Raw genomic sequence first — 26,755 nt, 5'->3', positions numbered from 1 at the left:
GAAAAAGGGGGGGGCCGCTTGAGAGGGAGACTAGGGCTCGGTCCATGAACCGAGAATGAACGGGGGGCTCACGACGGGTTCACGGGGAGGATGGCAGGATCCCTGACATCAAGAGACACCCCGGAGAGATGATGATGCTCACCAAGATCTTCCTGCAAGGCGTTGGAGCCACCGCCGTGATTGGCGCCGCCGCGCTGGCGTGGTCCAGCCTCGTGACCCCGGCCAACGCCCAGACGCCCAGCGCCCCCGCTCCTGTGGCCGCCCCCGCGCGGTGGCAGCGCCGGTTCTGGTGATCACCTTGTGGGGAATGCGCTTACTGACCGGTCGCACCGTGCCAGCCGTGTGGGGACGGCTTTTGGTGTTGATCGCCGCAACCTTGACCCTCACCCTGGCCCTGGCCGCCGCGCCGCCGCCCCGCGAGTGGCCGATTTTGGCCGGTCTTGGGGGCTTCGCTGGGCTGCTGCTGGGCGAGCGGATCGCGATTGGCTTGGCGCTGGCCGGAGTGCCCGACAATCTGGAGACCTGGGTCTCCCTGTGTGGTCTGATCCTGGGAGGCTTCGGCCTGTTGGGTCTGCAATGGGCGGCAGTGATCACGTGGCATGATTACGCGGCAACGGCCCGCTCCTTCGGTCGCATTGGCACCACCATGACCGAGGCCCTGCATGCCCTGGCCAACCGCCTCCACGGCCGCCCCCGGCCCCCGGCCTCGGACAAAACGCCCCCCCGCCCGGTCCCGGCACCCCGGCGCTGGCCCCGGCGCGAAACCGACCTGATGCCCGATGCGCCCTTGCAGCCAGGGGCCGACACCTTGCCCGGCACCGATCGCGAGGGGCCGGCGATCATTGCCCCACGCCCTCCAGCGCCCCCCCGACCGCCCCAACCACGGATCACACCCGAAGCCATTGTGCCGCGCGAGGAGACGGATACCCCGGTCACGCCACCGCCCCTGGATCTGCTGGCGCCCTCGGAGCCTTCGACCCTGCTGCCCTTGGACGAGGAAGCCCTGACACAAAACGCCCGCGTTTTGGAGAGCGTGTTGAGCGACTTTGGCGTGCGCGGGGGCATCGTCAAGGTCCGCCCCGGCCCGGTGGTGACCCTCTACGAACTGGCGCCGGCCCCGGGCACCAAGACAGCCCGCGTGGTCGGTCTGGCCGACGACATCGCCCGCTCGATGAGCGCCCTGTCGGCCCGCATCGCCGTGGTGCCCGGCCGCAACGTCATTGGCATCGAGCTGCCCAACAGCGAGCGCGACATGGTGCGCCTGCGCGGCGTGCTGGAAAGCCCCGAGTTCACCGCCCATCCGGGCTCGCTGCCCCTGGCGCTCGGCCGGGACATTAGCGGCGACGCTGTGGTGGTGGATCTGGCACGCATGCCCCACCTGCTCATCGCCGGCACCACCGGATCGGGCAAGTCGGTCGCGGTCAACACCATGATCTTGTCGCTCCTGTTCCGGCTGTCGCCGCAACGGGTGCGTTTGATCATGATCGACCCCAAGATGCTGGAGCTCTCCATCTACGACGGCATTCCCCACCTGCTGACCCCAGTGGTCACCGACCCCCACAAGGCCGTGGTCGCCCTCAAGTGGGCGGCACGCGAGATGGAAAACCGCTATCGCATCATGAGCACCCTCGGGGTGCGCAACATCGACGGCTATAATCGCAAGATCTTGGAGGCCCAGGCCAAGGGGGCCTCGCTGACCCGCACGGTCCAGGTCGGCTTCGATCCCGAAACCGGCAAGCCGCTCTACGAGGAACAGCCCATCGATCCCAACCCCCTGCCCTATATCGTCATCCTCGTGGACGAAATGGCCGACCTTATGCTGGTGGCGGGCAAGGAAGTGGAAGGCATCATCCAGCGCTTGGCCCAGATGGCCCGCGCCGGCGGCATCCACCTGATCATGGCCACCCAGCGCCCGAGCGTGGATGTAATCACCGGCACCATCAAGGCCAACTTCCCCACCCGCGTCTCGTTCCAGGTGACCAGCAAAATCGACAGCCGGACCATCCTCGGGGAATCCGGGGCGGAACAACTCCTGGGCCAGGGCGACATGCTCTATATGGCGGCCGGCGGACGCATCACCCGCGTGCACGGCCCCTTCGTCTGCGACCAGGAAGTCGAAAGCGTGTGCGCCCACCTGCGCGCCCAAGCCGAACCCGCCTACCTCGACGCCGTCTTGGAAGAAGACGAAGGCGACCCCGTCACCCTGGGCTCCGGGATCTCGGGAGAAGACGCCAGCCTCTACGATCAAGCCGTCGCCCTCGTCCTGCGCACCCGCCGCCCCTCCACCAGCGCCGTCCAACGCCACCTCAAAATCGGCTACAACCGCGCCGCCACCCTCATCGAACGCATGGAAACCGAAGGCGTCATCTCCAAACCCAACCACGCCGGCAAACGCGACGTCCTCGTCCCCGCGGGTGAGGACGACGTGGGCGGAGCGCTCGGGTAGAAAACGCGGCGCTTGGTGCTGGCTTCGGCAACGCGGGGCTGCCGCCCCGGGCCCCGCCTGGAGGCTGACGCCTCCAGACCTCCGCTTTCTTTTATTAATTGGCTCTCCCTTCCCCCTCCTTTTGAAAAGCATGCTTTTCAAAAGGAGGGGGAAGGGAGAGCCAATTAATAAAAGAAAGCGGAGGTCTGGAGTCCTTCAGCTTGGCGTCGAACACCGCGAACAGCTTCTCGATCGCGTTGGCCTCGGTCAGCGTCTCGCGGAACAGCCAGATCGTCTTGGCGTCCGGCGCCTTGTCCGCCAGCCCTAGGCCGAGAAAGCGTTTGAACGTCAGGCGGTCGTTGATCATGAACTCCGCCTGATCGTCGGACAGGTTGTACAGCGCCTGAAGCACCAGGATCTTAAACATCAAAACCGCGTCATGGGGCGGACGGCCGCCCCGGGCTCGGTCGCTGCGGTTCAACGCCTTGTCCAGCCGGTAGCGGAACGCCTCGAAGCTCACCACCCTCAGCAGCTTCTCCAGCGGGTCGCCCGCCTTCGACAACTCCGCATACCGCTCTTCAAGATCGAAGAACCCAGGCTGCCGACCCATCGTTCCCTCCAACACGGCCTGGGGCTTATTGAATCAGCAGACACCGCTCAGAGCCAGGGTTTTTCGAGGTGTCCGACCGCCTGTAACCTTGCCCCCCGACGCCAGCGTGCGCGAGGCGGCCCGGGTGATGCGTGACGAACGGGTGTCGTGTATCCTGGTGACGGCTGCCGGGACGTTGACGGGGATCTTTACCGACCGCGACCTGCGCAACCGGGTTGTTGCTGCCGATCTCGACGGCACGACCCCAATCGCCCAGGTGATGAGTCCGGGGCCGGTGTCCCTGGAGGCCCGGGCCAGTGCCTTTGACGCCATGCTCCTGATGTCGCGGCATAATATCAGGCATTTGCCGGTAACGCGCGATGGCGTTTTGGAAGGGTGTATCACAACCACCAATCTGGTGCGCTTACAGGCTCCCTCGGCCGTGTACTTGGTGGGGGACCTGCACAAACAAGAGACCGCCGAGGGCATGGCAGCGGTGCTGCGGCCCTTGCCGGAGTTGGTGTGGCGCTTGGCGGACGCGGGGTTGTCGGCCAGCAACATCGGCCATGTGGTCTCGGCGCTCACCGACGCGGCGACGGTGCGCTTGGTGCGTCTTGCGGAAAAAGCCCTGGGGCCGGCACCGGTGCCCTATGCCTGGGCGGCGGCGGGATCGCAGGGCCGGCAGGAGCAGACGGCCTTTTCCGACCAGGACAACTGCCTGATTTTGGACGATACCTATGACGAGGCCGTCCATGGGGCTTATTTCACGGCCTTCACCCGGTTTGTGTGTGATGGCTTGAATGTCTGCGGGTATGTCCATTGCCCCGGGGGCACCATGGCGATGACGCCGACGTGGCGTTTGCCGGTGCGGGAATGGAAAGCGTTGTTCCGCCGCTGGGTCGAGGAACCCGATCCCAAGGCCCTGATGCTGTCCTCGATTTTTTTTGATTTGCGGTTGGTTCGCGGCCCCAAGGCCTTGTTCGAGGCGGTCCAAGGCCCGGCGCTGGAGCGGGCTCGGCAAAATCGCGCCTTTTTGGCCCATTTGGCCCGCCACGCCCTGGGGCATCAGCCCCCCTTGGGGTTCTTTCGCCATCTGGTGCTGGAGCGGGGCGGGGAGAACGCCAACAAGCTCGACCTCAAGCACAAGGGGCTGATCCCCATCATCGACCTTGCCCGGGTGCATGCCTTGGCGGCCGGCGTGGCGGCGGTTAACACGCAGGAGCGCTTGGACTTGGTGCGCGAACGCGGCGGCCTTAGCCCCGAGGGAGCGGCCAACTTGCGTGATGCTTTGGAGTTCATCGCCCTGACCCGGGTTCGCCATCAGGCCCGGCGCTCGCGCGAGGGGCAGGCGCTTGATAATTTTCTGGCGCCCGCCGACCTGTCGCCGCTGGAGCGCTCCTACCTGAAGGACGCCTTTGGCGTGGTCAAAACCATGCAAAGCGCCTTGGCTCATGTGTTCCAGGTCGGGCGCTTGTGATGGCTGGGGGGCCGGAGCCTTGGGACGCCGAGCGCGAGGCGTGGGAACTGGCCCGAACCGAGGCGGCACTGGAGGCCTTGCGCTTAGGCGAGGGGGAACGGCGGCCCGGGCTGTTCGATGGTTTGGCGCACCGCACCGAACCCTGGTGGCGTCATGTCTTTGGCTTGTCCTTGCGCCGGTCGTGGCTGGGGTGGCGCAGTCCACCGGGGCCTTTGCGCACCTATTATCGGACGCCGATCGGAGATGGTGATCTGCCGTGGACGGCGGTGGAGTATCTGGCCCTGGATATCGAGGCGACCGGGCTGGACGCGGATACCGACGAGATTTTGTCCATCGGCTACGTCCCGATCGTCGAGGGCCGGATCCGGTTGGCCGGAGCCGGCTACCACTTGGTGCGCCCCCGTCGGCCGGTGCCCGAGGAGACCGCCGTGCTCCATGGGATCCTTGATGGCCACCTGGAGACGGCCCCCCGCTTGGGGAGCGTAATGCCCTTGGTGCTGCGGGCGCTGGCTGGTCGCGTGGTGGTGGCGCATCATGCGCGGCTGGAGCGCTTTTTTCTCAGTCGGGCCTGCCGTCGCCTGTACGGTCAACCCCTGGAGCTGTCGTTTGTGGACACCTTGGAGTTGGAGTATCAAGCCTTGATACGGGCCGGACACCCGGTGGAACGGGGGGCCTTGCGCTTGGCGGCGGCGCGGGCCCGTCGCGGCTTGCCCCGCTACAAGGCGCACAATGCCTTGACCGACGCCGTGGCCGCCGCCGAGTTGCTGTTAGCCCAGGCGGAGGGGCTGTCGGACGACGCTCCGGTGAGGGTGCGGGCCTTGCTGGGGTAGGGGGCTTTTGCGGGAGCGTCGCGGCAGAGGGGCAGGCTGGGGAAGCGGGACCTTCCCGGCCCCCTCGATCCAAAAAGAGCGTTTCCCCCGCCCAGACTCTTGCACTAGGCTACGCCCGGTCGGGATCAAGCGGGGCGCGCGAGGAGACATGCTTTTTTTTGATTTGCTCTCCATGGCGGTGTTTGGCGGGATGACCGCCGTCGTCATGATGGTGGCGTTTCGCTTGGCCGGGCGCCGGGTTCTGTGGGCTGTGGTGGGCGGCGGGGTGCTGATTGCCGTGATCGCCTTTGGCATCTGGAACCGCTACACCTGGGTAAACCGAGCCGTTGCCGCGCTACCCCGGGGCATGGTGGTGATTGAACGCGAGCGGGTTTCGTCGTTTTTGGAGCCCTGGACCTTGCTGGTGCCCCGCACCGAGTCCTTGATGGCCTTTGATCGTCATGCGGTCCGCCAGGACCCGGAGCAACCGGCGCATCGCTGGGTTTCAGTGTTGTGGCTGGGCCGCGAGGGGGCCGCCTTGCGCGAGCGGGTGGTGGAGTGTGAGGCGGCACGCTGGGCCGAGCTTGATGCGGCCAGCGGAACGCCGATGGAGCCTTGGACCAGCGGCGAGAGGGCGTCGGGGTTCGTCCGGGCTGTTTGCGGCGCCGTGGCCCGGGAGAGGTCGGACTTTTAAGAAGGAACAAGGCCGGGGAAGTGTGCCTCTCCCCCTATCTTTACCCTACCGTCCCGCAAGCTTGTATCCCTGGTGTCGCCTGACGGACGGGAATAAGCTATCCTTTCCTCTCTTGCTGCGGAGACCTAAGACCGTATGACGCGGAGCGTCACAAACGGTGGCCCGGGCTGGTTGAGGAAAGGAAGGCAAAGGGCATGGCGGCAGACGGGGATCTTGGCCATATCCTGGTCGTGGACGACGACCCGGCCATGCGCGCATTGGCGTGTGTGGCCCTGGGCGATGTGGGGGGCTTATCGGTGGGGGGGCCGGCGGCGAGCGTGAGGCGCGCTTGGCCATCGCCGAGCGTCAGCCGGACTTGGTGGTCATGGATCTTTTGCTCGACGACGGCCTTGATGGCCGTGATGTCTGGCGGGCTCTGGCGCTCTCGGTCCCGGTGGTGTTTCTGACAGCGGCCCACGGACCGGAGCGGTCGAGCTTGGCGGCGGTGCCTGGGTGTCTTGGGGTGTTGACCAAGCCCTTTGATCCGCTGTCGTTGGCCGATCAGGTGCGGGCGTTGTGGCGGGGGCGGCCATGAAATCCACCGACGTTTATTCCGATCCCGCCCGCGAGCGTCTTGACGCCACCGTGCGATCTTTTATTGAGACCGCCCAGGGCCAGGGCGAGGAACTGGTCAGCTTGGCGGCGGCCTTTGTGGACGGCGCAAGAGAAGAGGTCGAGGGGCGGCAGCGCTTGCGCTTTCTTGCCCACCGGTTGGCCGGATCGGCCGGGAGCCTTGGGTATTGCGCGTTGGGCCGTACCGCCGCCGCCTTGGAGCGCCTGATCTTGGTCTTGCCCGAAACTCAGGTGGACCGGGATACCCTTGATCAGCTTGAGTATTTGGCATACTTGGTGAACGAAGAGATCCGGGCGCTGGATCCTGAGGCCTCGCTTTTGCATGCCCCGCTGCTGCGGCGCAGTTTTCTCGCGCCGGGCAAATCAGGACCGGCCCCGGTGGTTTTAACCCTGGGGGTCGAGCGGGCCTTGTCTCTGGCCCTGGAAGAGGCCGGGTTTGAAGCCTTGGTGTGGGACGAGGAAAGGTCGCTCCAGGCCTTACCGTTGACCCCGCTTGCTGGGGGGGTTGTCGAGTTGGGCACGGCTCCTGATCGCGAGTTGGAACAGGCGCTGGGGGGGCTGCGCGCGGCGGGGATTCCCGTGGTGGCGATCGGTGGGGCCGGGACCTTTCTGTGGCGGGTCCGGGCTTATCGGCTGGGGGCCAACGCCTATTTGCCGCACGCCGAGGCCGGGGAATGCGTCGAGGCCCTGCTGCGTCTCATGGCCGAGGCCAGCCTGGAGCCCTGGCGGGTTCTCGTGATTGCCGACACTCCCTTGGTGGCGGGGTTTGTGGGGGGGGTACTCGACGAAGCCGGTATCCAGTGCGAGATCTTGGGCCACCCGGAGGAAGTGCTGGGCCGTCTTGTCGCCTTCGAACCCGATGTCCTGGTGGTGGATGTGGGGATGCGGTCCTACTCGGCGGCTGAGGTCGCGGCGGTGGTGCGCGACGCGGCACCGCAGGCTGTGCCGATCGTGGCGGTCTCCCACCGACGGGACGCATCGGCGCAGCAGGCGGCTCTGGCGGCGGGGGTGGACCTGTTGCTGTCCTGGCCCCTGCATCCCGAGGTGGTTGTGGCCGCCATTGAAGCGCAGGGGCGTCGGGGGCGGTTGGCCCGTGAGAACCAGCGCCACGAACCGCCCACCGGCCTTCTGACCAATGACGCCTTGCAAGAGCACCTTCAGCGCGAGGTGGCGCGGGCGCGGCGGGCTGGCACGCCGTTGTCGATGGCGGTGTTCGATCCCGACCGCTTGCGCTCGCTGTTGACCCAGCACGGGCACCAGGTGGGTGATCAGTTGGTCCGCTTTCTCGCTCAAACCCTGCGCCGACGCCTGCGCGGCAGCGATGCGGCGGGACGGTGTTGCGGCACGGCGGTCGCGGCCATCCTGCCCGGCGCAACGGTGGGCCAAGCGGCCAGTGTCATTGGCTCCTTGCTGGAGGAAATTCATGGCAAGAGCCTGTCCACCCCGGAGGGCCCGGTGAGCATCACGGTTTCGGCCGGGGTGGCCGAGCTTGCTGATCCGCGCGAGGGCGTGGTGGACCCGGCGGTGGCGATGCGGGATTTGCTGGAGCGGGTCGAGCAGGCCTTGGCCCAGGCCCGGGCCGAAGGGGGGGGGCGGATGATCGTCGCGCCGCCTCTTTAAGGGGAAGGCAGGGGAGGCTTGCCTCCCCAGACCCCTCGGTCGCTTTGGTCCTTCGGACGAGGACGACTTTGCAGTCGCGTCTTGAGGGCCAGGGCGCATCACCCTACCTCAAGGACGGGTACGGGTCGCGCGCGGCGTGATCCTGGCCCCTGGGATCAAGGAGTGACCATGACGTCGTTCGGCTTCCCGTTGGAAACCATCGTGCTGTTTTTTGCCGTCATCGTCTTTTCCGTGTTCATGGACCTGTTCGCCCACCGCCACCAAAAAGAGATCAGCCTGCGCGACGCCGGGATGTGGTCGATCTTCTGGGTGGCGGTGGCGCTGGCGTTTTACGGCTACCTGTGGGGCCGGTTCGACAAGACCTGGGCCGACCTCTATCTGGCCGGCTACGCCCTGGAGAAGGCGCTGGCCATCGATAATCTGATGGTCTTTATGGCGATCTTTGCCTCGTTCGGGATCAAGGGGGCCTTGCAGCACCGGATCTTGTATTGGGGCATTATCGGCGCCTTGGTGTTTCGTGCTGCCTTTGTGGCAATCGGCACCGGCTTGCTGGCGGTGGCGCCGTGGTTTGGCTTTTTGTTCGCGGCCATCGTGGCGTGGACCGGCTGGAAGATGTTGAGCGCCCGCGATAGCCAGGAGGACCTGCATGACTACTCCGACCATTGGTCGGTGCGTTTGGCCAGCAAGGTGATGCCGGTCTTTCCTCGTCTGCACGCCGAGCGTTTTTTCATCACCCGCGCCGTGGCTCGCGATCTGGAACGCGCCGAGCCCGGCTTGCGTCTGGAGGGCAACGCCGCCCTGTTCGCGACCCCGGCCTTTTTGTGCCTGATCGCCATTGAAACCTCGGACGTGATGTTTGCCTTCGACTCGGTGCCGGCGGTCATCGCCGTGACCCAGGAGCCTCTCCTGGTCTACGCCGCGATGATCTTTGCCGTTTTGGGCCTGCGCTCGCTGTATTTTGTGTTGGCGGCCCTGACGCGCTATCTGGTCCATCTGGAAAAGGCGGTCATCGCCTTGCTGTTCTTCATCGCCTTCAAGCTGACGATCCAGGCGGGTGAGCATGCCTTCGGCTGGGACTTCCTGCACATCAGCCCGATGGTGAGCCTGGGCATCGTGCTGGGCACCTTGGCCCTGGGCATTGGCGCCTCGTTCGTCTGGCCCACCAAGAAGCAAGACACCTAACGGACCGAGGGGTCTGGGGAGGCCGTGCCTCCCCAGCCTTTCCTTAGAGCTTCGGGCGCGGTGCCAGCCAAACCAAGCTTGCCCCCAGGGCGAAGAGCCCCGCCGTGACGGCAAAGACCTGGATCACCGCCTGGGTCGAGGCTTGCTTCTCCACCATATCGGCGAGGTATACGCTGGCCTGTCCTGCCGACAGCCCCACACTTTGCAACAACGACAACGACCGCTCGGAGTCGCTCAAGGCCCCCACCAGGGCCTCGCGGTTGGACTGAGTCTGGTCGGCCCAGGCGGTGATGGCCACCGAGGCGCCGATGGCCCCGGCCAGGGTGCGCATGAAGGCCATCACGCCGGCTGCCGACGCCGTTTCCTCGGGCCGCACCGCGCGCACCGACAACACGGTCAGCGGCACAAAGAAAAACGGCATGCCCACGCCTTGCAGAAACTGGGGCAAAAAGAACGTGAAAAAGCCGGCATCACTGGTCCATTGGGTGCGCAACAGCGCCATCACCCCCAGCCAGCCCACGCCCAGCGACACCAACAACCGGGGGTCCACCTTGGTGGCGAGGCGGGCGGCCAGGGGCGAGCACACCACAGCGAGCACACCATGGGCCGCCAAGACATAGCCGGCCCAGGTGGCGGGGTAGCTTTGCACGGTCTGCAACCACTGGGGAATAACCACCACGGTGGCAAAAAAAGCGCCAAAGGCAATCGACAAGGTCGCACTGCTCGCCGAAAACCCGCGATAGCGAAACACCCGCAGGTTCACGATGGGCTCGGTCTCGGTGATCTCCCAGATGAGAAAAGCCAGAAACCCCACCACGGCGACGCAGGCCAAGGTGATGATCATCGGTGATTCAAACCAGTTATGCTCCCGCCCGGTGTCGAGCATGATCTGTAAGGCCGCCACCCAGATCAGCATCAACAGCAAGCCGACCCGGTCGATGCGCTGCTTACGCAAGGGGGTCTCGCTTGAACGTAGCAGTTCCCAGGCGCCCAGCACGCACCCGATGACCACCGGCACGTTGATGAAAAAGATCCACGGCCAGGACATGTTGTCGCTGATGGCGCCGCCCAGGATCGGCCCAGCCACCGGGGCGGTCACCGTGGTCATGGCCCACAGGCCCATGGCCGAGGCGTGCTTTTCCTTGGGAAAGACGCGCAGCATCAGGGTTTGCGACAAGGGCATAATGGGCCCGCCGCACAGACCCTGGCCGATGCGAAACACGACCAAGCCCGTCAGCGAGTCCGACAGGCCACACAGCACGGAAAAAACCCCAAATCCCACCATGGCGCCGACAAAAATGCGCACCGCGCCAAAGCGCTGGGCGAGCCAGCCCGTGAGCGGCACGATAATCGCTTCGGCCACGGCATAGGAGGTGATCACCCAGGTGCCCTGGGTCATGGAAATGCCGAGGCTGCCTGCGATATGGGGTACCGAGACGTTGGCGATGGTCATGTCGAGCACGACCATGAAGTTGGCCAGCGAGAGCACCACTCCGGCGAGAACCAGCCGGTTGCCGTGAAGGAGCCCGCCGCTAACGGTGGGGGCGGTGAGGACAGCATCGGCCATGGCCTCACTCCCGGGCGCTGGTGTCGATTTCGGCGGTCATGGACAGCCCGACCCGTAAGGGATGAGCCTTCAACTCCTGGGGATCGAGTTGAACCCGGACCGGCAGGCGCTGCACGACCTTGATCCAGTTGCCTGTGGCGTTCTGGGCCGGGATGACCGCCATGGACGACCCCGTTCCGGCCGAGAACCCGGCGACCCGGCCGTGGAAGGTCACGTCCTTGCCGTAGAGGTCGGAGGTGAGCACAACCTTTTGCCCCTCGCGCACGTGGGTCAACTGGCCTTCCTTGAAATTGGCGTTGACGTAAACCGCCTGGAGCGGCACCACCCGCATGAGCGATTGGCCGGCTTGGACCTGCTGGCCCACCTCGACCTGCCGGCGCACCACCACCCCGTCTACCGGCGCGGGCATGACGGTGCGGGCCAGATCCAGGCGGGCCTTGTCGCGGTGCATGCGCGCGGCGCGCACGTCGGGGGCGGTCTCCACGGTGGTGCCCTCGATCAGCGCCAAGGTGGAGGCCAGATCGGCCTCAGCGGCGGCGCGGTTGGCCTGGGCCTGGGCAATGGCGGCTTCGGCTTCCGCCACGGCGGCGGCGGCTTCGTCGCGGGCGGTCTGGGCGGCGGTCAGGGCTTCAATGGAAATGGTCTGCGGCGCGCGCAAGGCTTGGCGCCGCTCGGCTTCGGCCGCTGTGCGCCGCAGCACCGCCCGTGCTGAGGTCAGCCGGGCCTGGGCCGAGGTGATGTCGGCGCCGCGCGCGGTAATCTGGGCGCGCAGGGCTTGCACCTTGGCTTCGGTCTGACGGAACGTCCGCTCGGCTAGGGCCAGGGCGGCCTCGCTGCGCTCGACTTCCAAGCGGGCGTCGGTGTCGTCGAGGGTGACGAGCACGTCGCCCTCCCTCACGCTCTGGGTGTCCACCACGTGGACCGAGCGCACCGGGCCGGCGACCAGTGGGGTCACGTCGGCCATGTCCGCCGCCACATAGGCGTTGTCGGTTTCGACGCGATGGGATCCGATCAGCTCTTCCCAGCCCCATACCCCCCCGCCGGCCGCCAAGACCCCTAGGGCCAGCCCCAGCAACAGGCGTCGCCGCACGGACGAACGCGGGGCAGGCGAAGGCGCGACGGCAGGCGCAACCGGGGCGTTGCCCGGCGAAGAGGGGGGCTGTGACACGGATGGACTCCTCACGGCCAGAGCGATGGAGCGAAAAGAGAAGGGATGGAGGGGACCGCTCCCCCCGCGCCGGAGGTCTCAGCCGGGGGGCGGCGTGCGGCACGACCCGCGCCGCGGCGGCGAAGTGTACCAAGCCGTACTGTGATATCCGCTTGTCCCGACCGCTTGTCAAGGCGCCATCGTACTGTATAGTACACTTCCACCATGACCCAGGACGACACCCCCCCGGATTGCCCCCCGACGGCACCGGCCTCTCCCGTTGGGAGCTGCCGAAAGGCCTCGCGCCGCGCCGCCATCCTTGAAACGGCTCGCGCCCTGTTTTTTGAACGCGGTTATGCCGATACCCCCATGTCCCTGGTCGCCTGTCAGGTGGGAGGATCCAAGAGCACGCTGTGGAACTACTTCCCCAGCAAACGCGACTTGTTCGCCGCGGTGCTTGATGAGGTTACCACCCGGCTTCAAGCCGAATCTTTTCAGGCGCTTAACCCGGATTTGGAAATGGCCGAGGCCTTGTATCGCTTTTGTCTCGGCTTTGTGTCCATGATTCTGAGCGAGGAAGCGATCTGCCTGCACCGCATGGTGACGGCCGAGGCGCGGCGGTTTCCCGAGTTGGGCACCATGTTTTACGAGCGCGGCCCCAAGATCACCCATCGCCGGCTGGCCGAGTACCTGAACCGCGCCATGGACGCCGGCCAATTGCGCGCCGGCGACCCCCTGTTGGCGGCACGGCATCTCACCTCGTTGTGCCAGGGTTGGACCTTGGCTTACCGCCTGTGGAACGTGGGCGCCCCGCCTTCGTCGCACGTCATCGCCGACGAGGTGCGCCAGGGTTTGGCGGTTTTCCTGCGGGCGTATGCTCCCTGACCGCCCCGGGGGCCCTTGGATGAAACGAGGGGCCTGGGACGGCTGCGTTTCTCCAGCCTTCCTTGTTTCTTTCCCCCGGACATCAGCCCCTGCACCCAATGGCCCCGGGGGCGAGGCGGGCGGTGCCGACTTCATGCAATTTACGCATATCCCCCTTGTTATTGGGGCGGCTCTCCCCGACATCTCATCCGTCCCCTCACGGATCAGGAGGGGACCGGATCAAGGAGAACAAGGTCATGAGTGATGCCGTGGGGAGTTTGATCGGCCGGCCTGCCCCGGATTTCACCGCTTCGGCGGTGCTGGCGGATGACCGGATCGACGACGGGTTTTCCCTGCATGCCCATCTGGCGGGCGGCTATGGGCTGGTCTTCTTTTACCCTCTGGATTTCACGTTCGTTTGTCCTTCGGAAATCCTGGCCCACGACAACCGGATGCCAGCCTTCGAGGAGCGCGGGTGCAAGGTGGTCGCGGTGTCGGTCGATTCTCAGTACACCCATCTGGCCTGGAAGCGGACCCCCGTGGAAGAAGGCGGTCTGGGGCCGGTGCGCTTCCCCTTGGTCGCCGACTTGACCAAAAATATCGCCCGGTCCTACGGGGTTCTCACCGGGGACGCGGTGGCGCTGCGCGGCAGTTTTCTCATCGACCGGGCGGGCGTTGTGCGCCAGCAGGTGATCAACGATCTGCCGCTGGGGCGCGATGTGGACGAAACCCTGCGCATGCTCGATGCCCTGATTTTCCACGATACCCACGGCGAGGTGTGCCCGGCGGGCTGGCGCAAGGGCAAGGCGGGAATGACCCCAACACCAGAGGGCGTGGCCGCCTTCCTGGCCGAAAACGCGAAGAGCTTGTAAACCCCCGTAAAAAGGCGCACGGATCCCGGGTGCTTTCTCTTTGCCCCGGGGACCGGGCCCTTCTATCCTCCTTTCCTGCCGTGCCGCGTGCGGAACGGGACTCACCTTGACCAGAGGGGAATGCGCCAGCTCATGGCCCACCATTCGTCACGTGTCTTGATTTTAGGCTCCGGTGCCGCCGGATGTACCGCCGCCATTTATGCCGCGCGTGCCGGCCTGTCGCCCTTGCTGGTCGCAGGGCTGCAACCGGGCGGACAGCTCACCATCACCACCGATGTCGAGAACTTTCCCGGGTTCGACGAAGTCATCCAGGGCCCCTGGCTGATGGAGCGCATGCAGCGTCAGGCCGAAGGCGTCGGCACGCGCTTCATGCACGACACCATTGTGAGCGTCGATCTGAGCCGCCGGCCCTTTGTGGCCGTGGGCGATAGTGGTGATGTCTATAGCGGCGACACCTTGATCGTTGCCACCGGGGCCTCGGCCCGCTGGCTCGGCCTGGAGAGCGAAACGCTCTATTCCGGGCGCGGAGTGTCGGCCTGCGCCACCTGCGACGGCTTCTTCTTTCGCGGCAAGCCGGTTGTCGTGGTCGGGGGCGGCAACACCGCCGTCGAGGAAGCTCTGTATCTCACCAACCACGCCAGCCATGTGACCTTGGTCCATCGCCGCGATGCCCTGCGGGCCGAGCGGGTGTTGCAAGAGCGGCTCTTGCGCCACCCCAAGGTCACCGTGCGGTGGAATGCGGTTGTTGATGAAATCTTGGGGGGAGGGGATCCTCCAGGCGTGTGTGGGGTTCGCCTTAAGGATAGCGTGAGCGGAGCCCTGGAAACCGTGGACTGCGAGGGCGTATTTATCGCCATCGGCCACACCCCCAACACCGGCTTGTTCCCTACCTTGGACAAAGACGACGCCGGATATTTGGTCACTGCGGCCAAGAGCACGGCGACCAACGTGCCTGGCGTGTTCGCGGCGGGGGATGTGCAAGATCCTGTGTTTCGTCAGGCCGTGACAGCGGCCGGCTCAGGATGTATGGCGGCGCTGGAGGCCGAGCGTTTCCTCGCCGCCCACGAAGACTAAAACGAGAAGGGGGGGGAGGACCCGGGTCTTTCCCCCCCGTTGTTGGCGATCTCGAACCGAGCGGAGACCATGGACTGGGACAAACTGCGGGTTTTTCATGCGGTGGCCGAAGCCGGCAGTTTTACGCATGCGGGCGACATCCTCAATTTGAGCCAATCAGCGGTGAGCCGCCAGATCAGCGCCCTCGAGGAGAGCCTGAAAGCCGCGTTGTTCCATCGTCACGCCCGCGGTCTGATTCTGACAGAGCAGGGCGAACTGCTGTACGAGACGGTGCATGAGGTCTTCGGCAAGCTCGCCTCGGTGGAAGCTCGCCTGGGCGAAAGCCGCGAGCGGCCCGAGGGGCCCTTGACCGTCACCACCACCTTAGCTTTCGGCTCCATTTGGCTGACGCCGCGCATTAAGCGCTTCATGGACCGCTATCCCGACATCGACGTGACCTTGGCGTTGAATGACACCGAACTGGATCTGGCCATGCGTCAGGCGGATGTCGCGGTGCGCTTCATGCCGCCGCGCCAGCCCGATCTGATTCAGCGCCAGTTGGTCAGTATGCCGTATTACGTGTTTGCTGCCCCGGAGTATCTGGAGACCCATGGCCTGCCCGAGCGGGCCGAGGATCTCGATCACCATCGGTTGATTATTTATGCCGACGAATTCAAGCCGCCGGTCGGCAATATTAATTGGTTGCTCACGGCAGGGCGTGACGACAATCGGCCTCGCAAACCTGTTTTGCGCTTGAATAATCTTTATGGGATGTTTCGGGCCGTCGAAAGCGGGTTGGGGATTGCTGCCTTGCCTGAATACTTTTCCTCCGAGTCCTCAAACTTGGTGCGAATTTTGCCCGATCGTCAGGGGCCCATGATCAGTATTTATTTTGTTTATGCCGAGGAGATGCGCCACAGCAAGCGCGTCGCGGTATTCAGGGACTTCCTGATCAATGAGTTGAATAATTCAGGGTTTAGTTGTTAGGCGGATCTGTCGCCCCGGGACCTCGCGTGGGGCGACACCCCAGATTTTTATCAGAAAAGGAAAAGGCGCAGCTCTGCTAAGAAACACGACGGTTTCTTGGCAGAGCTGCGACCATTGTCTTGCCTTCGGGGGAGCCGCCCTGCGGTTCGTCCTCTGCGACGTTTGTCAAGGAAAGGGTGAAGTGGTCATGAAATACCATTTTTTATCTGCCCTTGTGACAATCATGCGACAGGTGCATGGCTCAAATGTAGAAAAGAACGTGGTGAAGATCCGTCGCAGGCGCTACATACAGACATCGCATGTTGCTTTGCACATGCACCGAATTTGGCGGCCCTCCTCCCTTGTGCCGCCATTTGGCCGGGGTGACCCGGCTTCGGGGCGCCGCTTCGGTGGTGTCCTACGTCTCCCAGACGTGAAACCTCCCTGTTCCGACTTGGCCCCGCAAGCTTCGTGCTTTGCGGGGCTTTTTTTGTGCCCGCGGTGAGAAAGAGGGCAAAAAAATACCGGCCGATCGCGAGGGGGTATCCGCGATCGGCCGGGAGGCCTGGCACTCAGTCAGCTCGGAGGTAATATCTCGGGGCCCCCGGGCACAGGGGTCAGCCGACGCACGCCAGGGAATGGCCAAAGACACCCCGCATAGCGAGCAGGGCTTGGTCAAAATCTCGTGTAATCGCTAGGGCAGCGCCACACATCATAAGGTTGTCCACCTGGGAAAAGTCCTCAATGGTCAAGCCATCGGGATCGCGCCAAGCGCAGCCCTCTCGGGTGACGTGACCACGATAGAACGTTACCACACGGTCTACGTATTCGCCCAGATCGTCGGTGTAGCCGATGACGGGTTTGCCAAGGGCGGCGGCAAAGCCCATCTCAAACGCGGTGCCCACATCCATGGAGGGGCCGCGGAACGGAGTCATGTTGGCGATAACACCATCGCATCCGCGAATAAGATCGATATTCGCGTTGAAAATCGCCTGTGCCTGACCGGCAGCGGTGAGATCATTCAACGCAAGGCCGGCATCCAGGGGGAATACACCTTCCAGCCCGTGGGCGGCGCAGCGTTCCTTGAGCGCCCGTGCCACCCTGTCCGGATCGGGAAGGAACACCTCGGGGCCTGCAAGGTAGACCCTCTTCCGGCTCGTTCCCTGACCCGCATCGGTTTTGACCGAGAGTCGCATCGGACCAGCCTTTCTTTCGAGAGGAAGACCCTGTGTCCTCCCCCCCCCTTTTCACCCTCTTATCATACCGCAGGGGTTTGGGGGGCTTCAGCAAAAAAATACACAAGCACGTCGTAATACGGGCGCCGGCCGGCGCCACGGCAACCATTGCCCCTTATTGCAGCGCGGGGGAGCGGAGGAATGTCCTGGTCATCCGTAAGGGGATGCGCGTGGTCTTTGCACGGGACGGCGGCGCTTTGTCTCAAGGGTTGGAGGGGGGAGCACGACTCGAGATCAGGCTGTGTTGCCCTCTGGTCATTGGGCCGCCAGGCGGGCAGGATGGGGCTCCCGTGGTGTGATGTCGGATCGAGGCCCCCCATGAGCCTGTCGGTGAGTGTGCTCCCTGTGACGCCCTTTCAGCAGAATTGCACCCTTTTGGTGTGTCAACGCACGGGTCGCGCCGCGCTGGTCGATCCCGGCGGTGAGCCCGAGGTGCTTTTGGCCGCGGTCAGGGGGGAGACATAAGGTCAGCGCCGGCCCGGGCCAAGCCCCCCCCCCATAGGGGGCAGGGCCTGGGTCAAGCCGGTCATCCCGGTGGGGGGGGCGTTCGGGATCCGGGGCCGCCGAGGGATCTGCGGCAACCATGAACCACGCGCCCACCAAACCGGCCGCCATGGTGCCCGCCAATCCCGCCAGCACCAGATTGGAGGAGACGCCGGCCCGGCCGGGAGCAAAATCGTCGTCGTCATCGTCGAAAGCGGCCCGACGGCCCCGACCGGCGCGCGGTGGGGCGACCAGATCTTCATCCAGATCGCCACCGCGCCCGGAGGGCGTCGCCAGATCGAAGGCGAGGTCGTCGTCGTCATCCAGGGCAGCCGGGGCCGCCCCTCTCTTGGGTCGGGAGGGACTTTTTACCACGGCTTTGCTCCCCGCACGATGACCTCCCCTTTCCTTACTTCGGGGTGGCCGGATTGCCGGCGTCGCCGCCGCGCAGCAGTTCCAGGGCCCGGTTGAGCTGAACGTCGGTTGCCGGCGCGCCGTCCTTGCCCGCGGGCTGTTCCGGGGCGTTCTCCTGAGGGGCCTGGGGGTCACTGCTCTTGGGCTTGCTGGTCGGCGGCAGGCGGTCGAGGGTGTCGTTGTCGAGGGCGTGCGGCAAGGAGGCCTCGCCGCGCGCCGGCGCGCTGACCCCGGGCTGTTCCACCTGGAGGTCGGGCTGAATGCCCACCGCCTGGATCGAGCGTCCCGAGGGAGTGTAGTAGCGCGCCGTGGTCAGGCGCATGGCCCCGTGGCCGGGCAGCGGCATGATGGTCTGGACCGAGCCCTTGCCAAAGGACTGGGTGCCCAGCACTCGGGCGCGATGATGATCCTGGAGGGCGCCGGCGACGATTTCGCTCGCCGAGGCCGAGCCGCCGTTGATCAGCACGATCATGGGCAGGCCATCGGCCAGATCGCCGGAGCGGGCATTGAAGCGCTGGGTGTCCTTGGGGTCGCGCGAGCGGGTCGAGACGATCTCGCCAGCATCGAGGAAGGTGTCCGCCACCGCGATCGCCTGTTCGAGCAAGCCGCCCGGGTTGTTGCGCAGGTCAAGGACATAGCCCTTGAGGGAGCCCTTGGCTTCCTTCTTCAGGCTCTTCATGGCGTCGATCAGGCCGTCGTCGGTCTTTTCGCTGAACGTGGTGATGCGGATATAGCCGATATCCCCCTCCAGGCGGGAGCGCACCGACTTGATGGTGACGACAGCGCGGGTCAGGGTGACATCGAAGGGCTTCTGGTTGCCGCGACGGATCGACAGGCGGATGTCGGTGCCCACGCGGCCGCGCATCTTCTCCACGGCCTCGGGCAGGGCCATGCCCATGACGCTGGTGCCGTCGAGATGGGTGATCAGATCGCCGGGCTGGAGGCCGGCCCGGGCGGCCGGGGTTTCGTCGATCGGCGAGACGACCTTGACGAGCCCCTCTTCCATGGTCACTTCAATCCCAAGGCCGCCGAACTCGCCCTTGGTCTGGACCTGCATGTCCTCGAAGGATTGCGCGTTGAGGTAGCCCGAGTGAGGATCAAGGGAGGTCAGCATGCCGTTAAGGGCCGCCTCGATCAGTGGCTCGTCGGCCACTTCCTCGACGTAGTCGCGCTTGACTCGTTCAAAGACGTCAGCGAACAAGTCGAGGAGTTCATAAGTGCGTCCGCCACGCGCTTCGGCCCAGCTCCCCCCGGACATGAAACCCGCCGTGAACGCCGAGCCGGCGATGGTCCCGGCCATGATCCATTTCTTAAAGGTCATCCGCTTGCGTTACCTTTGCTTGCCGTAAGCCAGGGGAGAGGATTGATCGGCTGACCCTTGCGGCGCATCTCCACATACAGGGCCGGCGTGTCCCCGCTGCCGTCCGCGGCCGGCATGACCCCAACCGGCTCGCCTGCGGTCAGGCGTTGCCCCACCACTCCGTCGATCCGGCCAAGCCCCGCCAGCAGCGTATGATATCCTCCGCCGTGATCGATGATCAAGAGATTGCCATAGCCCTTAAAAGGCCCGGCGAAGGCGACGACGCCCTCATAGGGGGCCACCACCTGCGCGCCGGAGCGCGTGGCGATCCGAAGGCCCTTGGCAATGCCACCAAGCTCGGTGCGCTCCCCGTAGGCGCCCACCAAACGCCCCCGCGCCGGAAAGGGCATGCGGCCCCGGGCCCGCTCGAACCCGGTATCGGGCACTTCCTCGATGGTGGGGGCGGGCTCCAGGCGGGGAGCCGCCACGATCGGTGAGGGCGGCTTCTGGTGCTGGGCTATCAGGGCCCGGCGCTCGGCCTCCTCGCGCTCACGGCGCTGACGCTCCTCTTCTTCGCGCTTTCGTTGCAGGCGCGCTTCTTCCTCGCGGGCTTTTTTCTCGGCTTCCAGACGGGCCAGCAGGTCGCGCAGGTCCTGGGCATCCCGTGCCAGTCTCCCCATGCGCTCCTCGGCGGCCTGCCCCTTGGCTCGCAGGTCTTGGGCCAGGGTCCGCTTGGTTTCGCTCAACGTCAGGAGGGCGGCATGCTCGGCCCGCAAGGCGTCGCCCGTGGCGCGGATCTGGGCCCGCTGGGCGCGAATGGCCGTATCGATGTTGTGCAGCGCCACCAACTCTCCGGCCAGGGTGCGGGCGTTGTCCCGGATTCGGGGGATCGCCTGGCGCAGCATGATCGCGACCCGCACCGTGTCGGCCGGGGGGGCCGGTTGCACCAGGAGAGCCTCGGTTGGCCGCCATGCGAGACGCTGCACCGCCGTGAGCACCCGCACGACCTGATCGTCGCGGCGCGACAAGGCGGTGCTCAGGGCTTTTTCCTCGCGGCCCAGGGCGGCCAGCCGGCTTTCCAGGGCCGAGAGGGTTTCCTCCTGGTCCTGAATGCGCCGCGCCGCCGCCACCATACGCTCGGCCAGAGCCTTGGCCTCGCGCTCGGTGGCCTGGGCCTCGCGGTCGAGCCGGGCACGCTCCGCTTCCTCGCGTTTCAGCTCCTGCTCGACCGCCTGCAAATCGGTGGGCGACGGCTCCGCCGCCCGCGCGCCATTCCCGGCCGCTCCCGCCAGCGCAAGGCCGGCCAGCAAGGCCGGGGTCCGCCACCAGGATCCAGGCCGGGAAAAGGCGCGCTCACCCCCCAACAGGATGTCCTCCCAACAAGGACCGGCCCGTCATCTCGGCCGGCTGAGGCAGACCCAGAAGAGCCAGCAGGGTGGGGGCAATGTCGGCCAGCCGGCCCTCGGCCAAAGTGGCCCCGGCCGGACCGTTGACCAGCAGCAGGTCCACCTTGCCGACCGTGTGAGCGGTGTGGGGCTCGCCGGTCACTGGGTCGCGCATCATCTCGGCGTTGCCGTGGTCGGCGGTGACCAGCATGGTGCCGCCGGCCGCCTTCACCGCCTCGACCACCCGCCCCAGCCCGGCGTCCACCGTGCTCACCGCGCGCATGGCTGCCTCCAAGATGCCGGTGTGCCCCACCATGTCGCCGTTGGCGTAGTTGACGATGATCACGTCGAAGCGTCCGCTCTCGATGGCCGTCACCAGTTGGGTCGTCACCTCGGGCGCCGACATCTCGGGCTGGAGATCATAGGTCGCCACCCGGGGGCTGGGCACCAAGATCCGTTCCTCGCCCGGGAAGGCCCGCTCCTCGCCGCCGTTAAAGAAAAACGTGACGTGGGCATATTTCTCGGTCTCGGCCAGACGCAACTGGGTCAGCCCGGCCCGCGAGAGAACCTCGCCCAGGATGTTGGTCAGCGCCTCGGGCGGAAACATCACGTCCATGAAGGCGTTGTGCTCGCGGGAGTACTCGGTCAGGGCCAGACCCCGCACCAAGGCCGGGCTCTGCCGGGGAAAGGCGTCAAAGCCCGGCTCCAGCAAGGCCCGGGTCAACTCGCGGGCCCGGTCGGCGCGGAAGTTGGCAAACAGCACCCCGTCGCCGTCCTTCATGCCGGCGTAGTCGGCAATCACCGTGGGCAGCACGAACTCATCGCCCTTGTCGTGCGTGGCATAAAACCCGGTGATGGCCGCTACCGGATCGGCGGCGTGCTCGCCCTCGCCAGCCGCTCGCACCCCTCGGCCAAGGCTGGCGCGGAAGGCGCCCCCAGCGGCACCAGGACCTCCCCCGCCAGAACCTCTCCCAAGGGAGCCGCGCCGAGCGCCGTGCCGCTGTCCGGCGGCCCCGGCCCCAAGATCACATGGACCAGACTCCCGCCATAACCAAAGGCATTGACCGCCACCCGGCTCGCCCCCAGGGGCTCCCCGGCCCGGGCCAGCCGCAGGCCCAGGGCGGCAAAGGGAATGGCCGGGCTGGGCGCCCCTTCCAGCCGGTGAGGCGGCAGGCACCGGGCCTGAAGGATCCCCAGGGCCTTGATCACCCCGGCCACCCCCGCCGCCGCCTCCAGATGCCCAATGTTGGCTTTCACGGACCCTATGGGCAGGGCAGAAGCGCGCCCTCGGCCATAGACGGCGCCAATCGCCGCCGCCTCGACCGCATCACCGCGCTCGGTGCCGGTCCCATGGGCCTCGACATAGCCGATGTCGCTGGGATCCAGGCCGGTGGCGGCCAGAACCCGGGCCATGACCTCTTGCTGCGCCGCTCCGTGCGGCAAGGCAATCCCCGCCGTGCGCCCGCCGTGGCCCTGCCCCACCCCTTCGATCACCGCCCACACCCGATCCCCGTCGGCGCTTGCCTGGGCCACCGGCTTGAGCACCAGCACCGCCGCGCCCTCCCCCCGGCCATAGCCATCGGCGCGAACGGAAAACGGCTTGCAGCGACCGTCGCGGGCCAGCAGACCGGCAGCGGCCATCGCCAGAGGATACTCGGGGCGCAGCATCACCGAGGCCCCACCGACCAGCGCCAGGGAACACGCCCCGGCCTCCAGGTCACGCACCGCCAGGGCCAGGGCGCTCAAGCTAGAGGCACAGGCGGTATCGACGGTCAGGCTGGGGCCGCGCAGGTCAAACACATGGGACAGCCGGTTGGCCAGCATGGTCAGGGTCGAGCCCACGGCCGAAAACCGCCCCAGCCCCCCCCGGGCCGGGGCAGCGAACTGATTGAGCAAGTGATCGGTGGTGAACCCCCCGACATAAACCCCGACCGGCCGACCAGCCAGGGCGGCGGGATCCAGGGCGGCACGTTCCAGCGCCTCCCAGGCCACCTCCAGGAGAAGGCGCTGCTGCGGGTCAAGACAGGCGGTTTCCTCGGGGGCCAGCCCGAACACGTCTGGATCGAACCCCTGGACGTCGGGATCCAGGAAAGAGCCGCCCTCGACCACCATCTTGCCGGCCGCCTTCTCGGTCGCCTGAAAGCGCGCCGCCGACCAGCGCTCCGGGGGCACCGGCCCCGCCCAACACGCCCCGGCCATCAACTGTTGGAAAAAGGCCTCCGGCTCCGGCGCTCCGCCTGGGAACCTGCCTTGAGCCCCAATGATGGCAACACGAGACATCTTTTGCGGCGCCTATTTGTTTTTTTCTCCTTCCACGAGGGTGATCCCCGCTTGACAGGAAGGCAACCCTTCTTTTCGCACTCCTCAAGCTCTCTTGGGGAATCAAGGGGATCCAAGAAGGGGGGCCCTTCGGTCGTGTGAAACCGCTTGGCGGACCTCTCGCCCCCAAGGGAGGGGAACCCGCCGCTGGACGATCGCTGAACACCGTGCCCGAAGTTTCTGGGCTGCCTCTGTTAACCCACTGCCCCCAGGGGACACGTTATGGATCGCGGATGTCCGGGCTTTCAGTCTCGACCATCGACCGGGCGAGGCGTTCGATGATCAGACCCAAGGCGGCGGCCACGGCGGAATCATCACTCTGGGCTCCGGTGGACTCGACGAACACGCCGCGTCCCCGCCGGGTCGTCTCGCGTGACCCCAAGCGACGATCTTCCCACTGCGCGATCACCCAGCAACTGTCGCGCCCGATCTCCAGCGTTTCGATCACAAGGCTCAAGCGCCGGGCGGCCTGGGGGGCGGGCTGGGTGGTCAGAACCTGCCCCGGCAGGTGGGGCAACAGGGCCGAGGCCAGGGCGTCGGTCAGACCCGAGGACAAGCGTTCACCCCATCGACCGTCAGGGCTCGGGGTCAGTTCGTTGGGACCGGTACGGCGCAGAATATCGGTGGAATCCAGGTAATCGGGCACCCTCACAGGCATCAAAGAGACGAGCGGCGCTCCGTTTTGCGCCGAAATCACGCTGGCGGGGCCGAGGGTCGCCGGAGCGAGAATAAAAAGACGCGGGGCGGGCTGGCGCGTGCATCCACAAAGACTGGCCAGCGCCAGCGCCAGCACCAAGGCCCGTCCCCTCCCCCGCCTCATGGCCGCCCCCCGATCAACGCGCTGGGATCGCGTTCCAGCGTATGAGCAAAGCCGCGCAGGGCACTCGCGCTGGCGGCCAGATCGCGGACCGTGGCCTCTAACCCGGCCCGCATCGACGACTCGGCGTTGGTCATGGCGTTGATCGATCCCACCAGGGCACCAGCCTGGGTGAGCGTGCGCTCTGAGGTCTCCAGAACACGTCCGAGATGATCACCAACCCCCGCGAGCTGATGCTCGCTGGTGACCGCCAGATGGTCGATGGCGGCGAGAGTAACCCGGGCCGCATCGGAGGTTTGCTTGATGCTGTCGGCCAGGGGGCCGATCTCACGAGGCAAGATCTCGGCGATGCGCTGGAGAGCGATCAGGGTCTGGCGGGTGTTTTCCACCATTTCCTTCAAGGGCAGGTCGGTGATGGCACTTTCGATGGTCTGAAGCGTGGAAGGGATCGAGGGAATTTCCGGGCGGTCCTGCGCCTCGCCCAGCACGGTTCCCGTGACCCCGGGCTTGATGTCGAGATCGATACGCAGCCGTCCCGTGATCAGGCTTTGCATATTAAGCTGGGCATGCAACCCTGCCTTGAGCAGTTCGTCGAACCGGGCCTCGTCGGGCGCGCTCCCCTTGCGATCCAGGACGATCAACGAGGGATCGAGATCAAGAAACACCGGGATGCGTGCGACCAGGGTGTCGGTATTCAAGGTAATGCTGATGGCGGTGACCGTGCCCACCTGAACCCCGCGAAACGTAACCGGCGCCCCAACCCCCAGGTTGGCCACCGAGCCCTGGAAATGAACCACCGCGTGGACCACCGGGGTGAACCAGGTTGTGCCGCCGAACAGCACCAAGGCGCCGGCCCCCAGGCCCAGGGCGCCCAGGATAAAAACACCAACAACGGTGGGGTTAGACGCCACGGCGGGACTCCCCCGGTCCCGCCCCTGGCCCCCCAGGGGCGCCAGACGGTCGGGATCGGGTCATGAAGGCATGGACCGTTGGATGCGCGCAGGTATCGCGCAAGAGCGTCGGCGCTCCGTGAGCTAGGACCGTCTTGGTGTCGGCATCCAAAAACACGCCGTTGTCGCAAATGCCGAACAGACTGGGCAACTCATGGCTGACCAGCACAATGGTTGTGCCGAACCCGTCGCGCACCTCCAAAATCAGATCGTCCAAACGCCGCGCGGTGATCGGATCCAGTCCGGCCGAGGGTTCGTCGAAAAACAAAACCTCGGGATCAAGGGCCAGGGCGCGGGCCAGACCAGCCCGCTTGCGCATGCCGCCACTCAGGGCCGCGGGCAGAACATCGGCGGCGCCGGCCAACCCAACCAAGGAGAGTTTGACGTGAACCAGGGCGTTGATCGAGGCCGGATCCAGCGAGGTCAGTAAACTGAGAGGCAAGGCAACGTTCTGGGCCACGGTCATCGAGCTCCAAAGGGCGCCACTTTGGAACAAAACGCCAAAGCGACGCCCCAAAACGGCGCGGCGCGGAGCATCGGCGGCCCAATAATCTTCGTCGCCCACATGGATGGTGCCGGCCTGAGGGCGCAATAGCCCGATCATCGCCTTCAAGAGGGTGCTTTTGCCGCAGCCACTTCCCCCCATGATCGCAAAAATGGCCCCGGTCGGGACCTCGAACGACACATCGTGCTGAATGACCGTGGCCCCGAAGCCGATCGCGAGGTCCCTCACCGTAATTTTAGCGGCGGCGGGCACGGTGGGCGCGACGAACGAGGACATCATGACGCTAGATCCCTATCGCATTGGCACAAAGGGCAAAAACGGCATCCAGCGCGATCACACCAACGATGCCCGCAACAACGGCGGTGGTGGCGGCGCGGCCGACGTCGCTGGCGCTGCGCCCGGCGTGCAAGCCAACATGACAGCCAGCCAGAGCAATCAGGGMCCCAAAGCTCAGGCTTTTGCTCAGACCAAGGGCAAACTGAAGACCCGAGACCGCGAGGCGGGTTTCTTGCAGATAGGCGATCGCTGACACATTCAGGGTTGCCACCGCAACGAAAAACCCTCCCAAAATGCCCGTGGCGCATCCATACAGGTATAACAGCGGCATCATCACGGTGAGGGCGAGGACCCGCGGCACCACAAGAAAGTCCACCACCGGAATGCCCACGGCGGTCAGAGCGTCGATTTCCTCGTTGCCCTGCATGGTCGCCAACGTGGCGGCAAAGGCGCCGCCGGTGCGTCCGGCCAGAAGGATGGCCGTCATCAACGCCGCCATTTCGCGCACCACGGCAATCCCGACCATTCCCGCCACATACACATCGGCCCCGAAGCCGCGCAACTGAACCGCTCCGACAAACGCCAAAATGCCGCCAACCAAGGCGTTGACCGCCGCAACCAGCGGCAAGGCGGCGCCTCCCGCTTGGCGCATGGCGTCGAGTACGTCGGTTGCCCGCACAACGGAAGGACCGCGCAGCGCCGCACCGCTCTGAAGGGCCACCCGGCCCACCAAGCCGATGCCGGCCAGCGCCTCGGTTGCAACGCCCAGTCCCGCCCCTCCAACGCGTGCTAAAAACGATGGGGGCACACCCGCGCTTGGACCGAGCTCTCCCGATACGACGGTGAGGGCGAGCAAACGGCGCGCCGGCCCGGGCAATCCGCTATCCTCCACCCTCAAGCCCTGCGCGAGGGCGCCGTCGCGCAAAAGCCCCAGAAAAGCCAGCAAACCACTGTCCCAGCGCCCCAACGCCTCGGCCTGAAACACCAAAACAGAGGGCTTTTCGGCGAGAATCCGGGCCACCGCGCCGATGTCCACGCCCCTGTCGCCGCCGATCCAGTCGCCCGATACCGTCAAGACAGTGCGCTTGCTGTCGATCTCCACCGTCCACCCTCGTCCCCCCGCCCCGGGCCCCCTGGGAGGAATGGGTACCGAAACGGGGGAGGAGAGATCTGGGGCAACAACAACAGGAGTCA

Annotated in this window: 23 protein-coding genes and 2 pseudogenes; 12 read left to right on the top strand and 13 right to left on the bottom strand. The window is 65.9% G+C overall.

The window, feature by feature from the left end:
- The first annotated feature begins 128 nt into the window (after positions 1-128).
- Together RSPPHO_RS19985 and RSPPHO_RS11135 are read left to right on the top strand one after the other, a co-directional pair.
- Positions 129-293 (top strand): hypothetical protein, encoded by a 165-nt coding sequence (locus tag RSPPHO_RS19985; RefSeq protein ID WP_157879199.1) that lies wholly within the window; start codon positions 129-131, stop codon positions 291-293.
- On the top strand, positions 272-2,446 hold the full coding sequence (locus RSPPHO_RS11135) for a DNA translocase FtsK (protein ID WP_014415340.1): 2,175 nt from the start codon (positions 272-274) through the stop codon (positions 2,444-2,446). The genes RSPPHO_RS19985 and RSPPHO_RS11135 overlap by 22 nt, the downstream gene beginning before the upstream one ends.
- A 190-nt stretch (positions 2,447-2,636) precedes the next feature.
- Here the strand turns inward: RSPPHO_RS11135 and RSPPHO_RS11130 are convergent.
- Positions 2,637-3,035, bottom strand: a pseudogene (locus RSPPHO_RS11130) (transposase); the annotation flags it as partial.
- A 28-nt stretch (positions 3,036-3,063) separates the two neighbouring features.
- On the opposite strand from RSPPHO_RS11130, the gene RSPPHO_RS11125 reads away from it, so the two are divergent.
- The 6 genes from RSPPHO_RS11125 to RSPPHO_RS11100 all read left to right on the top strand — a co-directional run bounded on the left by RSPPHO_RS11125 (position 3,064) and on the right by RSPPHO_RS11100 (position 9,408).
- A complete protein-coding gene (locus RSPPHO_RS11125) occupies positions 3,064-4,491 on the top strand; it encodes a putative nucleotidyltransferase substrate binding domain-containing protein (RefSeq protein WP_014415339.1) in 1,428 nt (475 codons plus the stop codon).
- A complete protein-coding gene (locus RSPPHO_RS11120; protein WP_051013842.1) occupies positions 4,491-5,321 on the top strand; it encodes an exonuclease domain-containing protein in 831 nt (276 codons plus the stop codon). The genes RSPPHO_RS11125 and RSPPHO_RS11120 overlap by 1 nt, the downstream gene beginning before the upstream one ends.
- Before the next feature lie 148 nt (positions 5,322-5,469).
- Positions 5,470-5,994, top strand: a complete 525-nt coding sequence (locus RSPPHO_RS11115; protein WP_041795163.1) for a hypothetical protein — start codon at positions 5,470-5,472, stop codon at positions 5,992-5,994.
- A gap of 328 nt (positions 5,995-6,322) precedes the next feature.
- Entirely contained in the window at positions 6,323-6,568 is a 246-nt protein-coding gene (locus RSPPHO_RS21040) for a response regulator (protein WP_014415336.1), read from the top strand.
- Positions 6,565-8,226: a diguanylate cyclase gene (locus RSPPHO_RS11105; protein WP_041795161.1), complete on the top strand. Its 1,662-nt coding sequence runs from the start codon at positions 6,565-6,567 to the stop codon at positions 8,224-8,226. The genes RSPPHO_RS21040 and RSPPHO_RS11105 overlap by 4 nt, the downstream gene beginning before the upstream one ends.
- A 168-nt stretch (positions 8,227-8,394) precedes the next feature.
- Positions 8,395-9,408 (top strand): TerC/Alx family metal homeostasis membrane protein, encoded by a 1,014-nt coding sequence (locus RSPPHO_RS11100; protein ID WP_041795160.1) that lies wholly within the window; start codon positions 8,395-8,397, stop codon positions 9,406-9,408.
- A gap of 43 nt (positions 9,409-9,451) precedes the next feature.
- Here RSPPHO_RS11100 and RSPPHO_RS11095 read toward each other — a convergent pair whose 3' ends face one another.
- Both RSPPHO_RS11095 and RSPPHO_RS11090 read right to left on the bottom strand, forming a co-directional pair.
- Complete coding sequence (locus RSPPHO_RS11095) at positions 9,452-10,975, bottom strand: DHA2 family efflux MFS transporter permease subunit (RefSeq protein WP_014415333.1); 1,524 nt, start codon at positions 10,973-10,975, stop codon at positions 9,452-9,454.
- A 4-nt stretch (positions 10,976-10,979) separates the two neighbouring features.
- The gene (locus RSPPHO_RS11090; RefSeq protein WP_051013841.1) at positions 10,980-12,143 is read right to left on the bottom strand and encodes an HlyD family secretion protein; all 1,164 of its coding nucleotides are present in this window, start codon (positions 12,141-12,143) and stop codon (positions 10,980-10,982) included.
- A gap of 204 nt (positions 12,144-12,347) precedes the next feature.
- On the opposite strand from RSPPHO_RS11090, the gene RSPPHO_RS11085 reads away from it, so the two are divergent.
- The 4 genes from RSPPHO_RS11085 (at position 12,348) to RSPPHO_RS11070 (ending at position 15,898) form a co-directional block, all read left to right on the top strand.
- Complete coding sequence (locus tag RSPPHO_RS11085) at positions 12,348-13,007, top strand: TetR/AcrR family transcriptional regulator (protein WP_014415331.1); 660 nt, start codon at positions 12,348-12,350, stop codon at positions 13,005-13,007.
- Positions 13,008-13,243: 236 nt separating this feature from the next.
- Positions 13,244-13,858: a peroxiredoxin gene (locus tag RSPPHO_RS11080; RefSeq protein ID WP_041795158.1), complete on the top strand. Its 615-nt coding sequence runs from the start codon at positions 13,244-13,246 to the stop codon at positions 13,856-13,858.
- A 132-nt stretch (positions 13,859-13,990) separates the two neighbouring features.
- On the top strand, positions 13,991-14,932 hold the full coding sequence (trxB, locus tag RSPPHO_RS11075; protein ID WP_041797233.1) for a thioredoxin-disulfide reductase: 942 nt from the start codon (positions 13,991-13,993) through the stop codon (positions 14,930-14,932).
- A 69-nt stretch (positions 14,933-15,001) separates the two neighbouring features.
- Positions 15,002-15,898, top strand: coding sequence for a LysR family transcriptional regulator (locus RSPPHO_RS11070; RefSeq protein ID WP_041795156.1), 897 nt, complete (start codon positions 15,002-15,004; stop codon positions 15,896-15,898).
- Between the two features lie 596 nt (positions 15,899-16,494).
- Here RSPPHO_RS11070 and RSPPHO_RS11065 read toward each other — a convergent pair.
- The 10 genes and pseudogenes from RSPPHO_RS11065 to RSPPHO_RS11020 all read right to left on the bottom strand — a co-directional run bounded on the left by RSPPHO_RS11065 (position 16,495) and on the right by RSPPHO_RS11020 (position 26,663).
- The gene (locus RSPPHO_RS11065) at positions 16,495-17,073 is read right to left on the bottom strand and encodes a nucleoside 2-deoxyribosyltransferase (protein WP_014415327.1); all 579 of its coding nucleotides are present in this window, start codon (positions 17,071-17,073) and stop codon (positions 16,495-16,497) included.
- 294 nt (positions 17,074-17,367) lie between these two features.
- Entirely contained in the window at positions 17,368-17,970 is a 603-nt protein-coding gene (locus RSPPHO_RS19980) for a hypothetical protein (RefSeq protein WP_041795155.1), read from the bottom strand.
- Positions 17,971-18,004: 34 nt separating this feature from the next.
- Positions 18,005-19,330 carry a S41 family peptidase gene (locus RSPPHO_RS11055; RefSeq protein WP_014415326.1) on the bottom strand — a complete coding sequence of 442 codons (1,326 nt, stop codon included), beginning with the start codon at positions 19,328-19,330 and terminating at the stop codon, positions 18,005-18,007.
- Positions 19,327-20,673: a murein hydrolase activator EnvC family protein gene (locus tag RSPPHO_RS11050; RefSeq protein ID WP_014415324.1), complete on the bottom strand. Its 1,347-nt coding sequence runs from the start codon at positions 20,671-20,673 to the stop codon at positions 19,327-19,329. The genes RSPPHO_RS11055 and RSPPHO_RS11050 overlap by 4 nt, the downstream gene beginning before the upstream one ends.
- Positions 20,663-21,589: pseudogene (gpmI, locus tag RSPPHO_RS11045) on the bottom strand (2,3-bisphosphoglycerate-independent phosphoglycerate mutase); the annotation flags it as partial. The gene RSPPHO_RS11050 and the pseudogene gpmI, both read right to left, overlap by 11 nt.
- Positions 21,556-22,974 (bottom strand): polyketide synthase, encoded by a 1,419-nt coding sequence (locus RSPPHO_RS11040; protein ID WP_051013840.1) that lies wholly within the window; start codon positions 22,972-22,974, stop codon positions 21,556-21,558. The gene RSPPHO_RS11040 and the pseudogene gpmI, both read right to left, overlap by 34 nt.
- A 259-nt stretch (positions 22,975-23,233) precedes the next feature.
- Positions 23,234-23,833 (bottom strand): PqiC family protein, encoded by a 600-nt coding sequence (locus tag RSPPHO_RS17890; protein ID WP_014415322.1) that lies wholly within the window; start codon positions 23,831-23,833, stop codon positions 23,234-23,236.
- Complete coding sequence (locus tag RSPPHO_RS11030) at positions 23,830-24,741, bottom strand: MlaD family protein (protein ID WP_014415321.1); 912 nt, start codon at positions 24,739-24,741, stop codon at positions 23,830-23,832. The genes RSPPHO_RS17890 and RSPPHO_RS11030 overlap by 4 nt, the downstream gene beginning before the upstream one ends.
- Positions 24,731-25,564: an ABC transporter ATP-binding protein gene (locus tag RSPPHO_RS11025; RefSeq protein WP_014415320.1), complete on the bottom strand. Its 834-nt coding sequence runs from the start codon at positions 25,562-25,564 to the stop codon at positions 24,731-24,733. The genes RSPPHO_RS11030 and RSPPHO_RS11025 overlap by 11 nt, the downstream gene beginning before the upstream one ends.
- Positions 25,565-25,568: 4 nt before the next feature.
- On the bottom strand, positions 25,569-26,663 hold the full coding sequence (locus RSPPHO_RS11020) for an MlaE family ABC transporter permease (protein WP_242390477.1): 1,095 nt from the start codon (positions 26,661-26,663) through the stop codon (positions 25,569-25,571).
- Positions 26,664-26,755 lie beyond the last annotated feature (92 nt).

Source organism: Pararhodospirillum photometricum DSM 122 (assembly GCF_000284415.1).
GTDB classification, from domain to species: Bacteria; Pseudomonadota; Alphaproteobacteria; order Rhodospirillales; family Rhodospirillaceae; genus Pararhodospirillum; species Pararhodospirillum photometricum.
The sequence above is the reverse complement of the archived record's forward strand: the minus strand, read 5'-3'. Positions and strand labels throughout refer to the sequence as shown.